The 21712-nt window shown below is 39.0% G+C and carries 25 protein-coding genes; 10 read left to right on the top strand and 15 right to left on the bottom strand.

Annotated features, from left to right (window positions below):
• Positions 1 to 16: 16 nt before the first annotated feature.
• The 3 genes from LGO15_RS02940 to LGO15_RS02930 form a co-directional block, all read right to left on the bottom strand.
• Positions 17 to 1000: a LacI family DNA-binding transcriptional regulator gene (locus LGO15_RS02940; protein ID WP_226087802.1), complete on the bottom strand. Its 984-nt coding sequence runs from the start codon at positions 998 to 1000 to the stop codon at positions 17 to 19.
• A 240-nt stretch (positions 1001 to 1240) separates the two neighbouring features.
• A complete protein-coding gene (locus tag LGO15_RS02935) occupies positions 1241 to 2428 on the bottom strand; it encodes a molybdopterin-dependent oxidoreductase (RefSeq protein WP_226086671.1) in 1188 nt (395 codons plus the stop codon).
• Between the two features lie 301 nt (positions 2429 to 2729).
• Positions 2730 to 3560 carry an MBL fold metallo-hydrolase gene (locus LGO15_RS02930; protein WP_226086669.1) on the bottom strand — a complete coding sequence of 277 codons (831 nt, stop codon included), beginning with the start codon at positions 3558 to 3560 and terminating at the stop codon, positions 2730 to 2732.
• A 208-nt stretch (positions 3561 to 3768) separates the two neighbouring features.
• Here LGO15_RS02930 and LGO15_RS02925 point away from each other — a divergent pair, with 208 nt between their 5' ends.
• From LGO15_RS02925 to LGO15_RS02915, 3 genes are all read left to right on the top strand, one after another.
• The gene (locus tag LGO15_RS02925) at positions 3769 to 4410 is read left to right on the top strand and encodes a pyridoxamine 5'-phosphate oxidase family protein (protein WP_226086667.1); all 642 of its coding nucleotides are present in this window, start codon (positions 3769 to 3771) and stop codon (positions 4408 to 4410) included.
• A 239-nt stretch (positions 4411 to 4649) separates the two neighbouring features.
• On the top strand, positions 4650 to 4793 hold the full coding sequence (locus LGO15_RS02920) for a hypothetical protein (protein ID WP_167834043.1): 144 nt from the start codon (positions 4650 to 4652) through the stop codon (positions 4791 to 4793).
• A 268-nt stretch (positions 4794 to 5061) separates the two neighbouring features.
• Positions 5062 to 5943: a GAF domain-containing protein gene (locus LGO15_RS02915; RefSeq protein ID WP_226086665.1), complete on the top strand. Its 882-nt coding sequence runs from the start codon at positions 5062 to 5064 to the stop codon at positions 5941 to 5943.
• Positions 5944 to 6035: 92 nt separating this feature from the next.
• On the opposite strand, the gene LGO15_RS02910 is transcribed toward LGO15_RS02915, so the two are convergent.
• Together LGO15_RS02910 and LGO15_RS02905 are read right to left on the bottom strand one after the other, a co-directional pair.
• Positions 6036 to 6200 (bottom strand): hypothetical protein, encoded by a 165-nt coding sequence (locus tag LGO15_RS02910; RefSeq protein ID WP_226086663.1) that lies wholly within the window; start codon positions 6198 to 6200, stop codon positions 6036 to 6038.
• 164 nt (positions 6201 to 6364) lie between these two features.
• Complete coding sequence (locus LGO15_RS02905) at positions 6365 to 7063, bottom strand: Na-translocating system protein MpsC family protein (RefSeq protein WP_226086662.1); 699 nt, start codon at positions 7061 to 7063, stop codon at positions 6365 to 6367.
• Between the two features lie 304 nt (positions 7064 to 7367).
• Here LGO15_RS02905 and LGO15_RS02900 point away from each other — a divergent pair, with 304 nt between their 5' ends.
• The 3 genes from LGO15_RS02900 to LGO15_RS02890 all read left to right on the top strand — a co-directional run bounded on the left by LGO15_RS02900 (position 7368) and on the right by LGO15_RS02890 (position 9996).
• Positions 7368 to 8057: a Na-translocating system protein MpsC family protein gene (locus LGO15_RS02900; protein WP_226086661.1), complete on the top strand. Its 690-nt coding sequence runs from the start codon at positions 7368 to 7370 to the stop codon at positions 8055 to 8057.
• Between the two features lie 165 nt (positions 8058 to 8222).
• On the top strand, positions 8223 to 8633 hold the full coding sequence (locus tag LGO15_RS02895) for an anti-sigma regulatory factor (protein ID WP_318999821.1): 411 nt from the start codon (positions 8223 to 8225) through the stop codon (positions 8631 to 8633).
• Positions 8634 to 8715: 82 nt separating this feature from the next.
• Positions 8716 to 9996 (top strand): MFS transporter, encoded by a 1281-nt coding sequence (locus LGO15_RS02890; protein WP_226086660.1) that lies wholly within the window; start codon positions 8716 to 8718, stop codon positions 9994 to 9996.
• Positions 9997 to 10038: 42 nt separating this feature from the next.
• On the opposite strand, the gene LGO15_RS02885 is transcribed toward LGO15_RS02890, so the two are convergent.
• The gene (locus tag LGO15_RS02885) at positions 10039 to 10986 is read right to left on the bottom strand and encodes a hypothetical protein (protein WP_226086659.1); all 948 of its coding nucleotides are present in this window, start codon (positions 10984 to 10986) and stop codon (positions 10039 to 10041) included.
• A 358-nt stretch (positions 10987 to 11344) separates the two neighbouring features.
• Between LGO15_RS02885 and LGO15_RS02880 the strand changes: the two genes are divergently transcribed.
• Positions 11345 to 12166: an STAS domain-containing protein gene (locus LGO15_RS02880; RefSeq protein WP_226086657.1), complete on the top strand. Its 822-nt coding sequence runs from the start codon at positions 11345 to 11347 to the stop codon at positions 12164 to 12166.
• 236 nt (positions 12167 to 12402) lie between these two features.
• Here LGO15_RS02880 and LGO15_RS02875 read toward each other — a convergent pair whose 3' ends face one another.
• The 8 genes from LGO15_RS02875 to LGO15_RS02840 form a co-directional block, all read right to left on the bottom strand.
• The gene (locus LGO15_RS02875; protein WP_226086656.1) at positions 12403 to 12960 is read right to left on the bottom strand and encodes a thioredoxin family protein; all 558 of its coding nucleotides are present in this window, start codon (positions 12958 to 12960) and stop codon (positions 12403 to 12405) included.
• Positions 12961 to 13079: 119 nt separating this feature from the next.
• On the bottom strand, positions 13080 to 13517 hold the full coding sequence (locus tag LGO15_RS02870; protein WP_226086655.1) for a GNAT family N-acetyltransferase: 438 nt from the start codon (positions 13515 to 13517) through the stop codon (positions 13080 to 13082).
• 45 nt (positions 13518 to 13562) lie between these two features.
• Positions 13563 to 13934 carry a hypothetical protein gene (locus LGO15_RS02865; RefSeq protein ID WP_167834052.1) on the bottom strand — a complete coding sequence of 124 codons (372 nt, stop codon included), beginning with the start codon at positions 13932 to 13934 and terminating at the stop codon, positions 13563 to 13565.
• A gap of 178 nt (positions 13935 to 14112) precedes the next feature.
• Entirely contained in the window at positions 14113 to 14595 is a 483-nt protein-coding gene (locus tag LGO15_RS02860) for an NUDIX hydrolase (protein WP_226086653.1), read from the bottom strand.
• An 89-nt stretch (positions 14596 to 14684) separates the two neighbouring features.
• Positions 14685 to 15167 (bottom strand): AraC family transcriptional regulator, encoded by a 483-nt coding sequence (locus LGO15_RS02855; protein ID WP_226086651.1) that lies wholly within the window; start codon positions 15165 to 15167, stop codon positions 14685 to 14687.
• A gap of 66 nt (positions 15168 to 15233) precedes the next feature.
• Positions 15234 to 16022, bottom strand: coding sequence for a nitroreductase family protein (locus LGO15_RS02850; RefSeq protein WP_226086650.1), 789 nt, complete (start codon positions 16020 to 16022; stop codon positions 15234 to 15236).
• A gap of 64 nt (positions 16023 to 16086) precedes the next feature.
• Positions 16087 to 16740, bottom strand: a complete 654-nt coding sequence (locus tag LGO15_RS02845; RefSeq protein ID WP_226086648.1) for an NAD(P)H-dependent oxidoreductase — start codon at positions 16738 to 16740, stop codon at positions 16087 to 16089.
• Between the two features lie 101 nt (positions 16741 to 16841).
• Positions 16842 to 17267, bottom strand: coding sequence for an acyl-CoA thioesterase (locus tag LGO15_RS02840; protein ID WP_226086646.1), 426 nt, complete (start codon positions 17265 to 17267; stop codon positions 16842 to 16844).
• A 254-nt stretch (positions 17268 to 17521) separates the two neighbouring features.
• Between LGO15_RS02840 and LGO15_RS02835 the strand changes: the two genes are divergently transcribed.
• From LGO15_RS02835 to LGO15_RS02825, 3 genes are all read left to right on the top strand, one after another.
• Positions 17522 to 17839: a PadR family transcriptional regulator gene (locus tag LGO15_RS02835; RefSeq protein ID WP_226086645.1), complete on the top strand. Its 318-nt coding sequence runs from the start codon at positions 17522 to 17524 to the stop codon at positions 17837 to 17839.
• Complete coding sequence (locus LGO15_RS02830) at positions 17826 to 18395, top strand: DUF2812 domain-containing protein (RefSeq protein ID WP_226086643.1); 570 nt, start codon at positions 17826 to 17828, stop codon at positions 18393 to 18395. The genes LGO15_RS02835 and LGO15_RS02830 overlap by 14 nt, the downstream gene beginning before the upstream one ends.
• An 858-nt stretch (positions 18396 to 19253) precedes the next feature.
• Complete coding sequence (locus LGO15_RS02825) at positions 19254 to 19598, top strand: short-chain dehydrogenase (RefSeq protein WP_413231367.1); 345 nt, start codon at positions 19254 to 19256, stop codon at positions 19596 to 19598.
• Between the two features lie 332 nt (positions 19599 to 19930).
• On the opposite strand, the gene LGO15_RS02820 is transcribed toward LGO15_RS02825, so the two are convergent.
• A complete protein-coding gene (locus tag LGO15_RS02820; RefSeq protein ID WP_226086641.1) occupies positions 19931 to 20647 on the bottom strand; it encodes a lactonase family protein in 717 nt (238 codons plus the stop codon).
• Positions 20648 to 21712 lie beyond the last annotated feature (1065 nt).

Here is a 21712-nt window from a genome sequence, read left to right as displayed (position 1 = left end):
ATTTTATTATAGCAAGCTAACTCAAAATGTCAACGCTTTCTCGCTCAATAATTTTAAAATCGGAAACACTCAACATCTGAATTTCTTCCTCATTCACGAGTTGGACGATTTTATCTGCAGCCATTCCCCCGGCTTCCTTGTAAAAGAATTGTACCGTGGTAAGTCCAGGATTCAGCATCTCCGTGATCTCATACCCGCCAAATCCAGTTATCGAGAGATCCTCTGGAACCTTCAGTCCCTTCGAATAGGCAGCTTTCAAGGCGCCAATCGCTATATTATCAGTTGCACAAACAATTGCCGTTGGACGAAATTCCTCTAAAATAGAAGGCACTTTTTCTAACGCGTCACCGATTTTAAAGCTCGTCTCATAATAACGAACCTTCATCTCTTCAGCCTCTTTTATCGCACCGGCAAAGCCTTGCTTCCTTTTGACCCCTACCGCAATATCTTCTTCCGAGACACCCAGATAAGCGATCCGCTTATGCCCTTTTTGTGCCATGAACCTGCCAATTGCCTTCCCCGCCTCAAAATCATCGTGGATCAGGCTGTAGATCTGTTCATGCTGCTGCCCGACAAGCAGAACAGGAATGCCGATTTCCTGAATCGTTTCCAGGTGCCGCTCGGTCACCTTTGTCGCGAGCAAAATGATTCCCGCAACTTTCTGCTTCGCCAAACTGTACAGACTCTCAATTTCCCGGTCCAAATCCTGGCTTGTATTGGATACAAGCATTTGATAATTCAGTTCCCGCAACTTCTCATCAATCCCAATCAGGGTCTTTGAAGTAGCATAAGAATCAAGACGAGGAACGACCGTACCAATGATATTCGTCTTCTTCGCCTTTAGACTCTGAGCAAAAGTATTCGGAGAATAACCCGTCTCCCCAATCACTCGCTCAATTCTCCTCATCGTCTGCTCACCGACAGAACCCCCATTCAAATATCGGGAAACCGTACTCTTGGCAACACCTGCCAAACGAGCAATATCCGCAATCGTCGTCATCCTTACATCCACTCCAAAAAGCCCGGCCCCACTTGTCCAGACAATGTTTTTTTCATTATAACATGGAGATGCTACTTTAAGAGACACAGGGACGGTTCTCGCGTCTCATTCGGGAACCGAAATAGTTAGGAAGCAAAGGGACGTACCTTTTGCTTCCAAAAACAATGACGAAAAAAGGAGCAAAAGGTCCGTCACCCTTTGCTCCCTGTTTGCTCTCTTATTTATTCACACTCTATTTTTCTAAGTTGTCCCTGATGTTCCTACCCATGCATCGGTATCATATCCCCTCACTTGCCAGTAGCCTTCGTGCACATGATCGATGGCTTCGATTCTGACGAGCCACTTCACTGATTTATAGGCATACATTTTGGGGACAATCAGCCGGACGGGACCTCCATAGTCTGACGGGATCAGCTCTCCATCCATGAGCACAGCGACCATGACATCATCCAAGGATGCCTGTTCAAGGGATAATGAGTCAGTATAGACTCCGTCGCCCGAGTAAAATTTCAGATGGGAGGCGTTCTCTTTCAGCTTAACCTTCTTCATGAGATCTTTCAGCAGGATGCCTTCATACGTGACATGAAGCACGGACCATCCCGTAACGCAGTGAAAGTCACTGACCTGGACTGTCCTCTTCAATTTGACGAATTCTTCCCATGACAACGACACTGGCTCATCAACCAGGCCATCAATCGTAAAATTCCAATTTTCATTCGTGAAGGCCGGTATCTCCGTTACTGTATAAACACGAAATTTGCCATCATACCCTCCACCAATGGGAGGGGACGATTGCGTGGCGGGAATCGGCAGCGGCGAGAGCTCATTTGTGCTGTTCAGCGCCACCTCCTGCAGTGTCGATCCGCCATCATCCATCACTTGTTTCAGCCATTTATAAATAGATGGCCCCAAAAAGATCGCAAGCAAAGTGACAATGCCGTATTTGAAAAATCCTCTGCGACTGAAGGCATATAGTTCTTTCTTTTTTTCTTGCAGTTGATCTGATCTTTTCCGAAACCATCCTGACCTAGTCACGGAGTGGAAAAGGAGGACCGGCAGACCAATCCAGGTGAATACATCATGTACGATCAATGAAGCTTGAACGAGTTCTTCAGGAAGACTCCTTTGAAACGTCAGAACCGTACCGCTAATGATCCAGCCAATGATCAATCCAATGACCATCGCAAGATTCCGCTTCTTCCCAGGTTGTTTTTTTATCACTTTGTAATGGAAAGCAAAATAGCGGACATACAGCAGCAGGAAGGCAACAGTGGCAAAACCGATCCAAATATGGACATCCTTCAACATGACACGGTATGAAGCCAATGGCCCCCTTAATGAAGGAATGAAAAGCAAGATCCCACTTATGAATAAAAATAAGGTAGCATATCCATTCAAATGGTGAAGTCTTTTTAATCTTTTCCACATTTCACAGCATCCACCTCTCGCTTATTCATTAGCCTGAACCTGAAGCGTCTTCCTGGTCCGACAATACTTTTTTGCAAACAAGACGGGCATGATAAATAAATCGCACCAACATCATCATGATTCATGTTCCAATAATCTATAATTATAGACTACTAGCAATAGTATATTCTAATTTCAATGGGCTAGAATGGTACGATGGAAGACATATGGACAATTCGAGATTGGTGTAAAACAAAATAAAGGCCTTCCTTGCCAAAGGACAAGGTAAGCCTTCTTTTTTCTATATGATAAGTGAATGGATTTAGTGGTTTATATGAACGAACTTCCCCTCCAATGCCTCAATATACCTCTTAGCGGATTTTTGAACAGATTGATGGGCATTTTCCTTAATGACACGATGGAATGCATTATATAGTCTGTTAAAATCCAGAACGCTGACTTTGACTGCCATCTCCTGAACCTTGGTAGCTGGCAACGGGATAAGGTTTGGATAACTGTACATGAAACTCACCCATTGTCGGTCGGCGACCACTTGAATAATATCACCAGTAAGAAGTACTCCTTGCTTGTTCACATCATTTTCCCAGTGTAAAACACTTCCCCCATGAAAATGGCCACCCAAACGATGCAATGTTACGCCACCATCAAGCTCCAAAGAATCCCCAGACCAGAAGATGATCCTGTCACTGTGCCTAGTGACCCACTGGCGATCGTTTTCGTGGATATAAATGCTTGCTCCGAATACTTCAGCCCATTCCACCTGTGTCGAATAGTAATGCGGATGGGACAATGCGATGGCATCGATTCCTCCTAGAGAATGGATTTCCTTTTCTGTCTCTTCGTCCAGATAGGTGATGCAGTCCCATAGCAAGTTGAACCCATCATTCTGAACTAAATAGGCTGTCTGCCCAATTGCAAACGAAGGAGTAGTGGTAACGCTGTACAGTCCTTCCTCTTCTTGGACAATGGTATTTTTATAGTTCCCTGAATCTACAAGCTGTTGAAGCGTTGTCCATGACTGTCCATCCGGGTGAATGTACTGTCTTTCGTCAGCACAAATCGGGCAGGATTCAGGAGCATGAGCAGAATGGGGATATTGGACACCGCATGTATTACAGATAAAATGGTTCATTTTGAACACCTTCCTATGACTTTTTCTTACCTTTATTATAAAAAAAACATTAAGCGTTCTCGTCGGAAGGATGGTGTAATCTATCTACAACTTTTGGATGAGATTTCCTGTTAGGTCTTCATTGATCTTCAAATGACCCTGCAAGTAATGAATTATAACTTAATAAATGGTAACATTGTTACAAATACCCAATTTGAAAGGTGACCTCATGATATCAAACTATAAAGATATAATCTCAACACAGGAAGAATTTGAAGAATTTCGTTCATCGATCGGAAATCCAAGCGCGAGGGCAGCGAATAAAGTCATTTCTTTTATTGACGACCATTGTAAAAACTTTATATCAAAGTCTCCCTTTTTAACTATGTCCACTTCTAACGCTGACGGCCAGTGTGATGTTTCACCACGCGGCGATTCTCCGGGGTTTGTGGCCGTTCTTGATGATCAGCATCTTTTTATCCCAGAACGGCCTGGAAATCGAAGAATGGATTCTGTTCACAACATCATTGCGAATCCTCATATCGGCCTGCTCTTTCTCATACCTGGACTGGGTGAGACTTTAAGAATCAATGGGAAAGCCTATATCTGCCGTGATTCTGACCTTCTTGAAAAAACAGCCGTCAATGGCAAGACTCCATTGTTTGGTATTTTAGTAGAAGTCGAGGAATGTTACGCTCATTGTGCCAAAGCTTTTATCCGATCAAACTTATGGCAGCCGGACTCATGGCTGCAGAAAGAAGCCCTTCCTTCTGTCCCCAGCATGCTGGTTGCACACGCAAAGCTGCCAAACACGACCCCTGAACAAGTGGCAAAAGAATTAAAGGAAGGATATACAAACAGGCTTTATTGATCAGACGAAGCATAGGGACATTGCCTTTTGCCTCCAAAATAATTCCTTCCCCTTGCTCCAATTGAGCGCCTGGTTGATCAACCAGGCGTTCTTTGCTGTCTGCCCATCGCAAACGAAGGAGCAGTGGGTCCTTCCTCTTCTCAAGCAATGGCGATATGTCTCACAATATTGATTTAAGTTTACAGCACGCAATTTTTAGGTATAAGTAACTAAAACTTTTTTCACCGGAGGCGACTTGTTTGGCGAATGAGGAAAAAGTCATTTATCAAGGGAAAGAACATATTATTGTGCATCAATATGAATCTGGCTATGTTGAAATCAGAAATCCAGCAAACAGGAATATTGAACTCGTACACCAGTCAGAAATAGAATCGCGCAAATGATTCACATCCCTGTAGAAATGTATTGTTCGTCTAATAAGCTATGGATCATCTGCTGTTAAGTTTGGAATGGAATCCCCTACCTTATTTGTTCCTTTAACCGAGATCAATGAATAAGCACCGGGAACAAAGGACCATCAAGTATCCTTAAACACGCATTCATGTTTGTTTAAGTAAAGTTATGTGTATATACTATTGAGAAACTTTGTATGGGAGTTAAAGATATTGTTTATCTTAATAGAAGAAATCAATTTGCAGGGGTAGGGTAAAAATGTCAGCTAACAGCATGATCAAGGAACTAAAATCATTTAAGAATTTTGAAGAAGCCGCAAATGATATTCTTCAAATCATGAGTAAATTCATCGATATCAATACACTGTTCATAGCTAGAAATGATCAGCGAATAAATGAAATTGTCAATGTATTCAATAAGGACGAGGTTTTATTAGAACAAGGTGATACTTTGCCTTTCGGAGAAACCTTTTGTAAATTGAGTGTGGATCACGGAAGAGAAAGCCTCTTTATCCCGGACCTTCATAAAAACGAGCTTACGGCGGCTCTTAATGTGACCAAAAACTTAGGGGGCGGCTGCTTTATCGGCATCCCCATCTATTATGGCAATGGTGAGAATTATGGCACCATTTGTGGTCTGGATAAAAAGCCAATTGAATTAAGCCAGGAACATATAGAGATGTTTGAAACGATGGCATCTTTACTTACCTATGTGCTCGATTTGGATTATGCGAACAAACAGATCCAAAATTTATCGGCACCGTTCGTCCCCATAACAAATGGAGTGGCCATTTTGCCTGTTATAGGCTTGATGAACGAAGAACGTGTAGAGCATATCATTTATGCTGCTCTTACTAAGAGTAAGGAGCTGTCCCTTCAATACTTGATCATTGATCTATCAGGAATTATCCAGATTGATGCCGTCGTTACTTCCTCCTTGCTGAGAATCGCAAGCATCTTGAAATTGGTCGGGGTAACACCGATTTTAACAGGAATAAGGCCCGATTTAGCATTAAAAGCAATAGAATATAATAATAACCTTAAAGGAATTACGATTGAAGCAAGCCTTGAAAGAGCATTAAACAGAATTGGATTTTCTGTAGAAAAAAGTGAACTAAATAAAAATCACACAGCTATATAGTTCCTTTTTAATGTACAAAAACACCCTCCCCCTTCCGTTTTACAAACAAATACGGAAGGGAGAATGAGGGATGTCCCACACCCCTAATTCCATTACACCTTGGATTTTGCCTCGCTTACTCTCATATTGATCGCGTGCTCGATCAGCACGATGTCCTCCATGATATACTCCTTAAGCCGTTCATCCTCACATTTTTGATAATCCGCTTGCAGCCGCTGTAGTTCATTTTTCAGTAATGCCATTTCGATGTCGTTCATCTGTAAAATCCCTTTCGTAGTAAGGTTGATTTCTGACGTATGTGCTGCAACAAAAGGAGCCTAGGTATGCTTAACTGTTAAAAAAAGAAAAAGCCGAAAAGAACAGGGGTTTAACCTGCTCTTCTCGGCTTAGGTCTGGCACAATGTGTCCAGATCACCACTGCCTATGCTTTATTTGGTTTTAGGATTATAGTGATGACACTCTTATCAAGATGAAAATCCCAGTCAACAAAGATATCCTGGATTTTCGAATCAAGTATTTCAGAAAACTGGGTGCTTCCAGTCAGCATACCGCCTTCAAGCTGTCTTTTTGCTACGCGTAATGTCTCATGAAATCCAAGGGAAACCAACTGCTTTTCGATTGGCACTAATATTCCCTCCCGGATGACAATCAATGACCGGGAGCTGAGCATGTAAGAGTAAACACTGTCAGGTGCTTTTTCTGCTTGCTCGCTTATATGGATGATTTCCTTGTGGACCTCATCTCTGCCTTCATAATCAGCCCTGGAGTCTGCTCCCTCTTCCGGGCTATCCGGACTGATGGCAACAAAAACTCCGGAAAGGTTCTGCAAATTCCAATCATAATACATATGCTGTATTTCCATATCAGTTAAAGCTTTAATTTGCCCGCAAATTTCAGGGTCCAATGATTTCATCAAATACTCCCGTGTCGTCAGGACGGTAAGTTCCTGTCCCTGTTCCAGAAGCGCCTGCTCCATTGGTGAAATAAACCCGCTTATATACACCAATACATACGGCCGGGATATTGTAACATGAATCACTTCTGGCCCTTTGCCAAATTTATCACGCAGCAGCTTGCCAAAATTATTTGCCAATTTTGTTTGCTGTGCTTTAATATCCATTTTAGGGTCCACCCTTTTTAAAGAAAGAAGCATCATATCCTCTTTCCTTTTTTTATTTTATCATCAATTTCAAACAACATAAAACTGTGAATATGCTTTTTACCAATTTTCCCCCATTTTTTCAGATAAAAACACAAAATTCAAAGGGATTCGCTTGATCAATGTAGAAAGGAATGTAGAAAGAAAATATGTAAGTAAAAATGGATGATAAAATCGCTGGTTTTTTCAATAGCATTTTTTACATTTCGTCAAAAAAATAAATGGACTAGGGATATCATGCCTGAATCTGAGAAGGATGACGAGAATGGATTTAAGGAATAAGGAAAAAGATCTGGGGAGTTACATAGGAAGAATTCTACGGGAACATTTCGGCAAAGGTCCTGGTTCTGTATTCGCTACTATTGCCCATCCCTATATCACCGTGTATATCAAAGACTTTCTGTCTCCGATGGAAGATAAATTAATGACAAACGAACAAAGCAAATATGTGGAGAAAATCAGGGATATGCTGATGCAGACCCTGACTGAGGAAATCAAAGCTTTCCTAAAAATGAATCTTGATATTAACCTGAATGAATTTCATTATGACTGGAATCTTGACAGCCATACCGGCATGTTCATTGGCGTTATGGAAAGTCAGATGGATGAACAGGAATACTTCTACAATAACCAGGATGAGGTCCATGACGAAATCATTAAGGTGAGCATAAAAGCGGAAAAACCACCCGGCAGCATTACTTCCTGTATGCTGAACCCAAGAACATTGGTCATCATTAGGAATGAGATCTTGATCAGTGTAGAAAAAGAAATGATCAATTTGGGCTTTACCGAGGCCCTCACCATTGCCAAGCGTAACCTTGAAAAGAGGCTGTTGAACGAGCATACACCACAGCTGGAGACGTATCTCGAAGCCAAAGTGGAAAACGCTTTTGTGTCATGGAATTTCGATATCGATAAGAGCTTGGTCGTATTAATATTAAAACCGAATAGCTGACGGCAGCAATGAGCTGGGCGATAGAACCAGACATAAGCCAAAAGAAGGGATTAACCACCCTTCTTTTGGCTTTTTTCTTTTTTAGGAAATCTTTCGGCAAATTCACAAGGGAACCTCCAATAGATAGCTTTATTGATAGACACAGCAAAAGGTGGTGGCAAAGGAATGGTAGAGATTATTCATAATAAGGCCCTAGTTCCCATCCAATTTGAACAGGACATTTTCACAGCCCGCGCAATGGGCAGGACTTTTTCTAAAGACCTCTGTTTTGATTCTATTAACCAGGCGAGGATCGTCACCGCAATATCAGAGCTTGCAAGAAATATATACAAATATGCCGGAACAGGACAGATCTGCTTTGAGCAGATTGAAAAAGGAAATAGACATGGTTTGAAAATTACAGCCAGTGACCAGGGACCTGGAATCAGGGAAATCAGCAAAGCCATGGAACCAGGATATTCAACATCAGGCAGCCTCGGAGTCGGTATTCCTGGGATAAAAAACATGATGGATGAATTTTATATTACTTCCTCGCCAGGCAGTGGAACGAAGGTGACTGTCTTTAAGTGGCAATAGAAAAGGCGGGACATAGTAAGTTATCATGACCGCTGCTGGATTCCCATATATATAGTGTAAAAGCTAACGGGAGTAGAAATCATTGGACAAACAAAATAGCAGGTTTAGGTGGGTTGTGTTTGTTTCCGTATTGTTCACTTACTTATTAATGTCAAGCCAGCGAACAGCTCCGGGATTGATTACAGAGCAAGTGATGAGGGATTTTCAAGTAACAGCAACAACGATTGGGTTACTGACGAGTATGCAATTCTTTGTTTATACGAGTTTGCAAATTCCAATGGGGATTCTGGCTGATCGGTTCGGGCCCAATTTTTTTCTGATTATCGGTGCCATCATTACTGGGTTAGGCACGATCCTTTATAGTCTTGGGACACATGAGTTTGTCCTGTTTTTTGCCAGAATCCTTACGGGAATTGGAGATGCGACTATTTGGGTCAACTTGGTATTGATATTAAGCCAGTGGTTTAAAGTGAAGGAATTCGTCCGATTGATCGGTTTCGCGGGAATGACAGGAAGTCTTGGTTTCCTTCTGGCAACCGTTCCTTTCTCCGCTTGGATTGACTTACTTGGCTGGAGAGCAGCCTTTTTTTCTGCGGGCATAGCCTTATGTTTATCCGGAATTCTTCTATATATTGTACTGGTAAAGAAACCAAGACAACTCTTTCATCATGAATCAGTAGCTGTAAAAGAGGAACTTCAGCGTCAAAACATTTTGTTGTTACTGAAAAGAATCGTTATGAATCGGCAGGCATGGGCATTATTCTTCTGTCACTTTGGGGTGGTTGGCGGCTATGTAGGCTTTATTAGCTCATGGGCAGTGCCCTATGGGATGAATATGTATGATCTGACTCGTTCAGATGCTAGTCAACTGATTATGGTTGGTCTTGTTGGAGCACTTATAGGAGCTCCACTGACCAGTTGGATTTCAAGTCGGCTTGAAACAATCAAGCGTCCTTATGTCATGGTTCATTTTATTGTTTTCACAAGCTGGTCAGCTTTCCTTTTCTTCAAAGGGAATCCTCCATTTTTCATGCTCGTTACGCTTTTCTTTATCATCGGCTTTGGATTCGGGGCAAGTGCCTTAACCTTTGCTGTCGTTCGTCAATCCTTTCCTATGAGGGAATCCGGCCTTGTATCTGGATTTGCGAATACAGGGGGCTTTCTAAGTGCTGTTCTGCTGCCAGTCATTTTCGGAAAAGTATTGGATCATTTTCAGGCTGTTTCAGGAAATATGACGGAAGGCTATTTTTATGGCTTCATCATTCCCGTCATCTTTTCTCTCATTGGCTTGTTTGGAGTGAGTTCGATTAAGGAGATGCGTCAGACTGAATCGGCAAAACCAGAATCCTCCCGTCTAAACTAGGTCACCTTCACCTTAAATGAAAAAAAGAGGGTGATCCCCTCTTCACTCACTACTGATCAATTCTGCTATCTTGATAGTCTGTAACTCTTTTTGAACAAGGCTTATGGACGTTATACTACTCTTGGAGCGTTGAGTTAATTCACTAGGCAGCTTTTCAATTCTATCTATAGAAGCCACTAATTCTTTTTCCATACTTTCTGCCTCCATTTCAGAACCGCCTTCATCTTCTTTCCAAAACTGGATTGCATCTATCGCAGATTTACCCATTTCCTGTATTGAACTAAAAAGGGATCTAGTTTTATTGACTGTAGTCAAAACACTTGAAGATAGTTCAAGAACTTTGTGAGCTTCTACTGTAGAACTTCTTAAGTCCTCAATTTGATAAATCAAGTTTGAGTCTAACTCTTTTTCAATTTGAAATAACAGTTCAATATCCTTTTCCTTTTGATACTCTTCGAATAAAGAATTTAACTTTCGATGAGAATCACTGATTTCTTGTTGAATAAGTGTTAAGTTCTCCAAACGAAATAGTAAGCTATCGATTTCATCAAGCTGAATCTGCAGAAAAGCTAAATCAGTACTGATCTTACTAACAGATGGAAGGCCCACAAGAGTGTTGACCCCTCTAACGACTGTAATGGCTGTGCCAAATTTGCCTATCGCATCCCTTATAGGGGCTAAATTCCCTTTTAGCCACTCCACATTATTAACTAATAAATTTATATCCTGATTGTATTGATCCAGATCGCTAATTATTTTTGGCAGTTCGGTTTCAATTACTTTTAACGATTGATCTCTAGCTTCATTTACTTGTTTTTTCATAGAAATGATCTCTGTTGAGTCACCAACACTATTGTTGACAGCTATTTGACTAGTTAAATATCCGGTGGATCCTGAAATTAAAATTGAGGAAATAATGGTAATCGGAAACAAATACTTTTGAAGCATCGGTTTTTGGTTGGCTTCAACCCTGCTCTTCTCCACTTCCATATGGGCCCCTCCCCTCCACTACGGGAGTTTTTTAATGACGTCCAATGTTGTCCTGCACCCAAATTTTTCAATAAAACATACTCTAAATGTCGAATGATCTACCTTATAAATGTATTATACGACGTTTTCCTCAACTATTTAGGCTATATAGGAATATAAAATGTTCTTTCATGTTTCTTCATTATCTATCAGACTGGCAATTCACGAGACGCCGGAACCGTCCCCTTGTAGCACATTTTTCCTGGCTTTTGATAATTCTCCAAAAACTTATTCGGAAATTTTGGGTAAATAGGTTTATAAATCGTCTGCCAGGGTATACGTAATTTGTTTTAAAGTTATTTTTTCGGGGGTAAGACAATTGAATAACATAAATGAATTAAGAGAAGAAATCAAAATCTACTTTAACGATCATGGTAAGAGATTCGAAGAGAATTTACTCTCTCAAGCCGTTAATGTTTCGGGGAAAATCACTGAGATTTTAGAAAAAGGAAACATCGACCTATTAAAAAATGCCAGGAAATTAATTTTCTACATAATCGATCAAAATGATAAAGATTTAATCACTTTTGCAGAGGAGGAAGGTATTGCCTGGGCAGGTCATTCATTGACTCTGTCATTAAAATTAGAATGGGTTCAAGCGATCAGAAGAACTTTGTGGAAGATTATTGGTCAAATTGATGAAGACAAGAACCTGACTGATGGAAAAAATGATTTTTATGATATGGAGGAAGTCATAAACGAACAAATAGACCAATTCCTTAATAGTTTCTTTCTCAGCTACTCAAAATATAAAGATCAAATGCTCCATAAGCAAAGGGAAATGGTCGAACATTTATCTGTCCCAATCATTCCAGTAAGTGAGACTGTTTCTGTTCTACCTTTAATTGGGACAATCGACTCCTTTAGAATTAGGATCATTGAAGAGAAAGTTTTAAACGAAATAGCCATCACAAGATTCCAAAACTTAGTGATCGACCTATCAGGTGTAGCCATGATGGATAAGGACGTGATCGACTACTTTCAAAAGATCCTGACTGGTGTCGCCATGATGGGCTGCAAAGCCATCCTGACCGGACTCCGACCAGACCTTGTAAGAAAAATGATACATGGCGGAATACTTTTTGAAAAAGATACAGAAACAAGAGGGACACTTAAAGAGACATTGAAGAATTATCTTTAATGGCTGGAAAAGACCACCCGGTTTCATTCAAATCTTTCCAAAGTTCCATTGGGATCCCCCTTGTATAAAAGGTGGTGTCTTGTAACTTCCGCTTAACTTATTAGAAAATCGCAAAAAATATTTTTTCCACAAAACTGCACATTCAATAGAAAATGTCACCACTGATTGGTGACATTTTCTACATTCATGATATTCTCTTTTTAATTGGCATCAATAAATCATCACTGCAGCAAACCCTACTTCAAAATGGTTAATACTGTTTCCTTAAAATGATTATAAACCTCTTCCCAAAGAGCTTGGTCCTCTGTATATCTTTTTCTTAAAGAACCAAAGGCTTCTTTTTGTTTCTCTGCAAAGGTAGGATCATCTTTTGGTGGCAATGCAGCACGAACTTCATCTACTATTTGCTGAGCTTTTGGAGCACGCGGTCCCCACTTTCCAAGTAAATGCCCTTGATTATTGAAGACTAAAATCATGGGAATAGCACGTCCACCATTTGTTAAGTGACGATCAATCAAATCTGTATCTGCATCTCGTAATGCGACGCGCATTTCAGTATCTGCAGCTTCAGCTAATTTGCGAATGACGGGATTAATCATCATAGCATCGCCACACCAATCTTCGGTAATCGTTAGGAAATGCAGTTCATTTTGTTTTAACTGTTCAGCAAATCCATCTGCTGGGAGTTGAAATTGTTCATAAACAGCAAAACTTTCCTCTTTTAACATGCCCATTTCATCCATATACGTTTGAATCGATTTTCCCTCTTCAAAATACTGTTGTTCTGTTTTCATTAACTTTTCTCCTCTTTCTATGTAAAATCCGTTTGCTAATGTATCGAAGGCATCCAGACCGCCATCTGTGCTTTCAACTTATACCATATTATCTTCCTAGTCGAACCATTAGCCCTATTTTATAACGTTTTCCTAAATGAATAGCACCATTTATCATAATCTAATTTCTCTTCATAAAAACGGTGAGCTTTGTCTCGCTGAATACCTGATTCTAATGCCACGTATTCAGCTCCATTTTCTTTTGCCCAGTTATGTATATAACTTAATAATTTCTCTCCGTAGCCGGATGAACGGTAAGCAGGATCTGTTACCAGATCATAGATAAAAACGTGACGCTTATTATAGAAGTTGACTCTCCAGCTTAAACCGGCTAAGGATACAATCCGATTATCTATAGATAAAGCATACAAAGAATACCCATCTTTCCTCATTTCTTCTAGTAACTCCAAGTATGTCTTTGGAGTCAAATCCGTACGTAACTGATTCATAATGGGAAAGGCTTCTAACCATTGTTCTTTATCCGTTAATTCTTGTATTGTTTCTGTCGCTGAATTCACATTTGCACCCCTGAAAATTTTTATATAATCAAATTCTTCCTAGCATTAATTCGGGCTGTTCTCTCTTAAAAACTCTATCAATTCTTTTTCACTATAAGTTTTATAAACAATATCTTTAGTATCGAATACAACGAATGCTGGGGATTTTTTTAATTCCAGAAATTTATATTCTTCATTTGTGTCTTCTAGAGAGGTTCTTCCATTGATCACTTTGACATTCAATATCTTATGCTTATCTAGTAATTTACGATAATAGTCAGCACTTTTTTCATCAACCACTAATAAAGCATACTTATCTTTCTCTGCGGAAAACAAGGTGCGGCCGGATGCTGGCTCTACATTTGATACATTAGAGCAGCCAATTAAAAATGTCCCCATCACGATAAACAATATAGATATATTTTTGATCCTTGCCAATTTTTATCTCCCCTCCGCAATCCAAAATGCCTTCTTTAGTTTAATGTATGTGAATAATATTGATTCATTAAAGAAATAACGATCTTTCTTTAATAAGTATTGATCTCACTGTGTTTGAGAAATAAATAAACACGGCTATCCCTTCATGAATCGTCCCATCAGTATGATTATAATGAAACTACCTTACTACCGATAAAACTGTATGTTCAATCTGGCTGCTGTCCTTTAACTTTCGTAACTGAGGAACAACGAATTCGGGTACTATTTTGTACTGATCAAGTTCATCGATCTCAATCCATCTGTGAACATATCCATCTTCCAATCCTGTGAACTCACCTTGATGGTGAACTAATGGATGGTCCTCAGGAATGTCCACAAGGTAATGCATCCCTAATTCCTGGATTTTTTTATTCTCTGTCTCTAAAAAATACTCCACTACCCAACAGAGCTTCAGGTGGTTTACTTCCAAATTGAACTCTTCCATTAACTCTCTTTTTAATGTCTCTTCTGTCGATTCAAAGTGCTCCACTCGTCCTCCTGGCAAAAACCAATTTTCACTATCAACCGGCCTTTGAAATAGGACCCTGCCTTTATGTTGGATAATAGCGGCTGATCTTAAATGAAAGCTTCTGTCCTTATCGATTGAAAACTTGATCATCATTTTGGTTCCACCCTTATTTTTAACTTTGCCACAATCCCGCACCTTCAAAACAATAACAAAATGTCACCGTTGACTGGTGACATTTTGCCCTAAGCTTTTCTCTTTTTAACGGGTATGTATAAATCAACTCTGCATTTTCCTTCAGGATCTTCGGATGGGTTATTCATGTTGTATTCGAGGTTATCTCTCTCATAATCGGCTGTATAATCACTATTTGGAAGCCATTCGCCAAACATGTATTGATAAGCAGAATGGAGCTTTTCAGGTTTTTCGTAAAAATTATACAGGGCGTACTGCCCTCCATCCAACTTCCTGAATTCCATATCTTTATGGTTTTCTTTTTCAAATCCCTCTGGCAATGTAACGCAGGCATCGTGACGGCAATCCTTGCTTTCCACTTGATTTGGATTATCTAACGATATACCGATAAACGACTGCTGTGGAGGGTACAGACCATTGCCAATCGCCCAATCGATCAGCCTTCCCCAGTGTTCTTGGGGCTCAAAATAACTCCCCGTCCGTCTAATATACGCTATCTCTTTTTCAGGTAAGTTCTTAATTAAGATATTCATTTTCAGATCCCTCTTTGAAAAAATTTCATCAAACTGCGAGACAAAGCGGAGGTTTTTCTGCCCCTCCTATTCATTATTCATGAAGTTTTGTCTCTCTAAGTACTTCAGCACGGTTTGTGAAAATTCCTGATGCGATTGCTTCGTATACTTGGCGATCGTATAAATTTGGGCAAGATTCTTCAATCCCAATTCTTCCGTCATTTCTTTAAGTTTTGGGACGGCCATGTAACGGTTCCATCCTTTTTCATTTCGATCTTGATAAATTTCCTGAATGTTTTCATCCGAATAATCCTGATACTGATCATAGTGAACAAGTCCATGCATTGGCAGACGGTCACGCGGGGCAGGATTTTCTGCTGGATACCCTAATGAATAGCCAACAACGGGTACGACATTTGGCGGCAAGTTCAACAGTTCACCAATTTGATCACAATTCGCAAGCGTAGAGCCCATATAGCAAATGCCCAGTCCTTCATTTTCAGCTGCTAAAGCACAGTTTTGTGAAACCAATGCTGCATCAATGGCCCCAATCATAAAGCTCATGTAATTATCAAAGTGTACAGGGGCATCGTTCAGTGTAAGCCATTTCCTCATTCGATTAAAATCCGCACAAAATGTTAAAAGGATCGGCGCATCCACCACCATCGATTGCTCCATATGAGCAGAATATAATTTTTTCTTCAGTTCTTTATCTTTCGTGACAATGATCGAATACGTTTGCATATTTCCGCTTGATGAGGCACGAATACCTGCCTCTAAAATCCGGTCTAGCAGCTCTTGGCTGACTTCCCTATCTTCATATTCACGAATCGACCGGTGCCAGTGGATTACATCATTCAATTCCAAAACAATCACTCCTAAGTGTCGGTTTAAAACAAAGGGACGGCTTTCGATTTCTCACTTTTTCATCGAGACCTAATTATATATCTACCAATATTTCGTCCTTTAAGCCCGCCAGCCGTTCCTCCCAAGCTTGTATATGTTGCAGTCTCGTCTCCTCATCTGCACCTGCCGGGAATAGGAACGGTTCTAAGACGGTCATCCCACAATAGTAAAGCTTCTCGTGCTGAATATTGAACAAGCGCTCTTCGACTTTGCCTTTTATTCCATTTTCTCCATACTCCGATAGATCCTCTGCGCCATGGGTCACAGATACAATGGCCGCTTTCCCCTTTAAGTTCCCTTCTTCATAACGTCCTGGACCGTAGGCAAAGCTGTACGAGAACACTCGATCAAACCATCCCTTCAATATGGCAGGGGCATCTGTCCACCACATCGGATATTGAAAAATGATTAAGTCCGCCCAGCTTACTAACCTTTGCTCTTCGACAATGTCAGCTGCAAAGGTATTATTTTTCAGTGCATGATATTGTTCAGAAATATAATTGAAACGGTTTGGATTTTTAAGGACAAGGAAATCATCTTGATCTGCAATTGCTTTAAATTTCTTTTTATAAAGGTCCGATACTTCTACCTTATGGCCATTCTGTTCCAGGATTCCAACCGTTCTGTCTTTCAGTGCCCCATTCAATGATTGTCCGTCCGGATGGGCGAATACGATGAGAACATTCATTTTCTGATCCCCTTACTAATTTTCTTTTTTGATTTACAGGAACCCCCTGTTCCGCTGTCTAGAACACTGACACCGTCCTCACGTTTCGATCATTGATTCCTTTATTGAATTTCAAGTAAATATTGTTTTAATCGCTCTTTTGTTTCAGAGGAAAGCGGCGCCGATTTCCTAGTGTCCTCATCCATTTGCACGATGACGGTTTCTGCCACTGCAGCAAGCTTGCCATTTTGATAGATTCCTTGAAATAAAGAAAAGGAACTGTTTCCGACTCTTGTAATGGCACTGCCAATTTCCACTGTCCCAGGCCATCGTATTTCAGAAAGCAAGTCCAGCTTCAGACTCGCTATGACAAACGACGCATTTTCAGCATGCAGCGGCTCCTTTGCATAGAGAAGCTCCGTTCTTCCCGTTTCCAGAAAGGTTGAAAACAGTGCGTTATTTACATGTCCCTGACGATCCGTATCTGCATATCTGATTTTGTCATATGCCTTTAATGGAAAATCTTCATATTCCGGTTTCATTTGCATCACCATCATTCCTCCTGCCTCTTTGCTTCTAGAGTCATTTCCTATTGATACATTCTTCAACATCTCGAGTGATAAATCCTTCTTTAACAAACCTTTACTCTATTTCTTAAACCGCTCAGATCTGAGGTGGATAATGGAATTCTCCCTTTAAGCTTCTATAACTAATTTCACCTACATTGTTGACTATTCAGTTGAACTGTATTATATTTTTATTAAGTTGAACTATATAGTCGAACTGAATAGAGGTTGAGGTTATGAAACACAAATTATTACCGTTGTCTGAAACCATGCATTATATTTTATTGGCTCTGCGTGAACCGCTCCACGGCTATGCCGTCATGCAAAAAATCGAAAAGATTAGTAACGGCACTGTTGCTTTAGCAGCTGGTACATTATACGGTGCAATTGAAAACTTGAATAAGCACGGTTGGATTGAATCTGTCGGAGAGTCAGGCCGGAGGAAGGTTTATATGATCACTGCGGAAGGAAATGCGATTTTAAAAATGGAACAAGACAGGTTGCTGCATATTTTATCCCTGTACGAAGGAAGTGAAGGCAATGAAGAAGTTTAAGATGTTTGTTGATATTGAAAAAGAGGAGCAATGGCTGAACGAGCAATTACAAAAAGGCTATCGCTGCATAAATATTAGCGGATTAGGAATCTACACTTTCGAAAAGACTGACAAGAGATATGTAATGCGACTGGATTATCAAGAATATTTATCAAAGGAAAAACTAAATGAATATAAAGGGATCTATGAAGACTTCGGTTGGAATCATTTAAAAGGAACCTGGCTTGGGGGAATTCAATATTGGCAAAAGGAAGATGACGGACAAACTGAAATCTTCTCCGATCGCCAATCGAGGAATAATTACTATAAAAGATTGATGGGTTATTCATCTAGTTTAGCGATCGTGTTTTTACTTTTCTCTTATACGATTTACAAAGATTCAGGATTATATTTAACCGAAGGCCTTTGGAGCATGAAAGGGTCATTATTTTGGAAAGCATTCCTATTTGAAACTCCATTTGCCCTTTTAAGGTCATTCCCCGCCTTAATGGTTGCTTTTTATACTATCAGTTACTATAAAGCTTACCGAAAGTATTCTATGTTAAAAGAAAAGTAATGCCAGGGGTTAAAAAAGTATTGTGAAGTAAAGTACTTAAACTATTGACTATGGATTGTAAATTTAACAAAGGGGGTAGCTGCAGCGCCTCCTTTTCTTATTGAACAAACTGTGAGGTTAGTTTAGCAAGCATCTTAAAACAGGGGAATTTTGTATTTATATAGAATATCTTAATTGGATAAATGAAATGGACAAAATTAAACATAAAGGAAGGTGTCTTGTATTATATTTTCTATTTTTTGGGGAATGCTTTCAGTCTATTTAAGTGTCGCAATTGGTCTGTTAGCTTTTAAAAAGGCAATAAAACACAAAACAGTGATTGGCTTTTTTGCCACTCTTATTCTATCCGTTTTGTTGATTTCTTTAGTTCTTCTTTCAAGGGGAGAGATCGTTATCATCCTTAGTGTCGTTATTTATTTTGTTTTCGTTTATAGAGGCAAAAACAATAAAGTTACCTAGAAAGGTAGACCTTCCTTATAGTAGGATGGTCTTTTTTATTTTGATTGGCATCCTCCTTTCGCCCCTCCTATAAACTGGTGATTTTTGGTACAAGCTAACTCTATCACTAGTACTAGATACATAACTAGGACTATTGCTTTGTCCTTATTTGGGAAATTAATTAGTTCGATTACCTGTTTATGAGAGATTTTAAGGATCTTAAGCCTGTGAATACTGATAAATAGAACAAGTAAGTTGTCACAACTTAGGAAAATTTTGAAAAGAGTATAATATAATTAAGAATAGCTATTCCATTGCCAATAGTTTCTACATACGAGTGCAAAAGTGATAGATAAGCTGCTATTAAGGCAGATTATTCGACTAACGAAGCAGGTTAGCTCAACAAGGAGGCTGATAATTATGCCTGTTCATGAATTTGGGATAATTGATAATATCGAAGACGTTAAAAGTCAATTTGATTATGAACCTCTAAAATACAAGTGTACTTCTGTTGATGATGAGATAATTGATACCTTAAATGATCAATTATCTATCGTAAAAACCTACTTTCATTCGCTTGATCGTCCAGAGTATGGTTTAGCTTATTGGGGAATTACAATAATCCCACTTGAATCCTTATCCTTATTCTATGACGTGGTTACATCCTCACCATCGTATAAAAAGTCTGATGAACTTGTTGAATTGGTTGCAAAGATAATACAGGCCAAGGAAGAAAAGAAATACATGATACATTTTGGTGTATAATTCTTTTTGTTTTTATTCCTTGTTGAACAAACGGTGCAGGATTGTTTAATAAGAAATCGGAAAATACTTGGGGAGAAATGAGGATTTGGGCTCAGTAACGCTCGCTCATTTATCTTTTCATATTGTTTTAATAACTAATAGATGCTTATAGATACGAGCTTCTTAGGCCCATGACGTTTTCTAGGTTGTATTAATAAAATGCTTATTGAGTTCTAATACTGAACATTTATAATATTATAATTAAAAAAGGAGACCACAGAGATACACTTGGTCTCCTTTTTCTAATAACTGATTTGTTTGAGAATTCTATTCTCTAAACAATTAAAAATGCGCTAATACCCTGAATTACACGGATCAATAGGTTGAACTACTATTCCAGTACTACGTAAAAGACCAGTATAGTTACTAACACGATAAAAATATGTGGAATTCGCTCTTTTACATGTAGTATAGGTTGCATAAGCATCAACGTAGTTATACCTCTTGTACCATATTTGTGTTACTTCAGCGGACCATAATGTATTTACTACGCCAATAACTATTTGTGACCAAGCAGGTAGCATTAAAGCAGCAGCAACAAAAGTTACCATTAATGATTGATGAGTTAATTTTTCACTATTGCTTCCATAAGATGTTGAAAGGTATTTCCATTTAGAACCACCACCTCCAGGGTCTACAGAAGCATAAGTAGGACCTGAATCTTCAGTGGATGTTAGAGATAATTTTCCGTCAGCCACTTTTCCGTCAATATAAATTTTTTCTTCATCCTTCACATATTCTACTTTATTTAGTACTTCACCTTCACTTGAAACAACAACATTTGTATAAACATCATCTTCAACCACTGTTTTTACAAACTCTACCTTACCAGTATCTAAATATTTTAGTTGAAGCAAATTATCTCCATTTTCATCTTGGACAACTGTATATTCTACGTTGTCTATGATAGTTTCTTCATTATCTTTCTTTTTAGCAGCAACCGTATCAAATCCAAAATTTGAAAAAATTAAACTCAATATTAATAAAGTAAAAGTTATTCGCTTTCTCATGGCATTCTCTCCTAATTTATAAAACTATTTTTTTGTTCTTGCTTTTTTTTTTACAAAATAATTAGTAACTATTAAGAAAAGGCTGGTAAACACGCATAAGTTGAGAATAATGCCATTTCCCACGTAGTAATAAGTAGCAACTGCTAGTAACGCTACAGTTAGGGATATAAGAGCAAATGGATTTCTATCGCTCAAGAAAACACCGGCTATGCCTAGTAAAATAGAAATGGAAATAAGTAATGGCAGGGTGCTTTGATCTACCGGATACCGACTGGCTGCTAACATTAATGTAGAAAAAGCAAATAAAACACCAATCCACTGAAGAATTTTGGCTGCAGTTTTGATTTTAATGAAACCTCCTTCTGTAATAATTCAGCTATTACAAAAAATTTAACAAGCAGTAAGTAGAGGGCATAATAACTTGAGGGATTGTTTTGGCATACTGACCTCCTTTTGAAAAAAATGTAAATTTATTCTTACTAAACTAATACTACTAAAGTATTAGGTGTATAAAAATTGGGAAAATTTAATATATCAAATTAAGACTTTTAAATTTTTTTTTGCATAATTATTTGCTTTAGAGATTTACTCTTATATTTGTAAACTACTATTGTTTATTGATATTGGGAAATTTATCAATTTAGGTGATGGGATAAAATATCATCTCTAATTTAATCTATAATTTTAAGTAGATTAAATTAGTGCTGCGTCGCTTGCTTATTATCCTTGGGCTCCTTAATTAAAAGTACTATATACAATGCAATTGTAAAAAAAATTGTATTTGTGAAAGTAAAATGAATGATAATTCGCTTAATAAGTAATACCTGGTGAAGTGGTTAGTCAAACTTGAGCTATGAGGTTGACTGTAAATAGAACAATCCATGTTATAAAAGCGGATAGGTTAGTCCAAAAGAATTACCCCCCGTTTTTTGAAAGTCTACTTGAACAAACGAGGCAGCATTCCTGTAATAAGTTTGCGAATAAATGTTCTTAAACATAAGGGTGCGTTGATCCAAGAAGGATTGGCGGCCTTTTTTGTTGAATTCTTTATTGAACAAACGAAGC

The sequence above is a fragment of the Mesobacillus sp. S13 genome (assembly GCF_020422885.1).
In the GTDB taxonomy this organism is placed as follows: Bacteria; Bacillota; Bacilli; order Bacillales; family Cytobacillaceae; genus Mesobacillus; species Mesobacillus selenatarsenatis_A.
The sequence above is the reverse complement of the archived record's forward strand: the minus strand, read 5'-3'. Positions and strand labels throughout refer to the sequence as shown.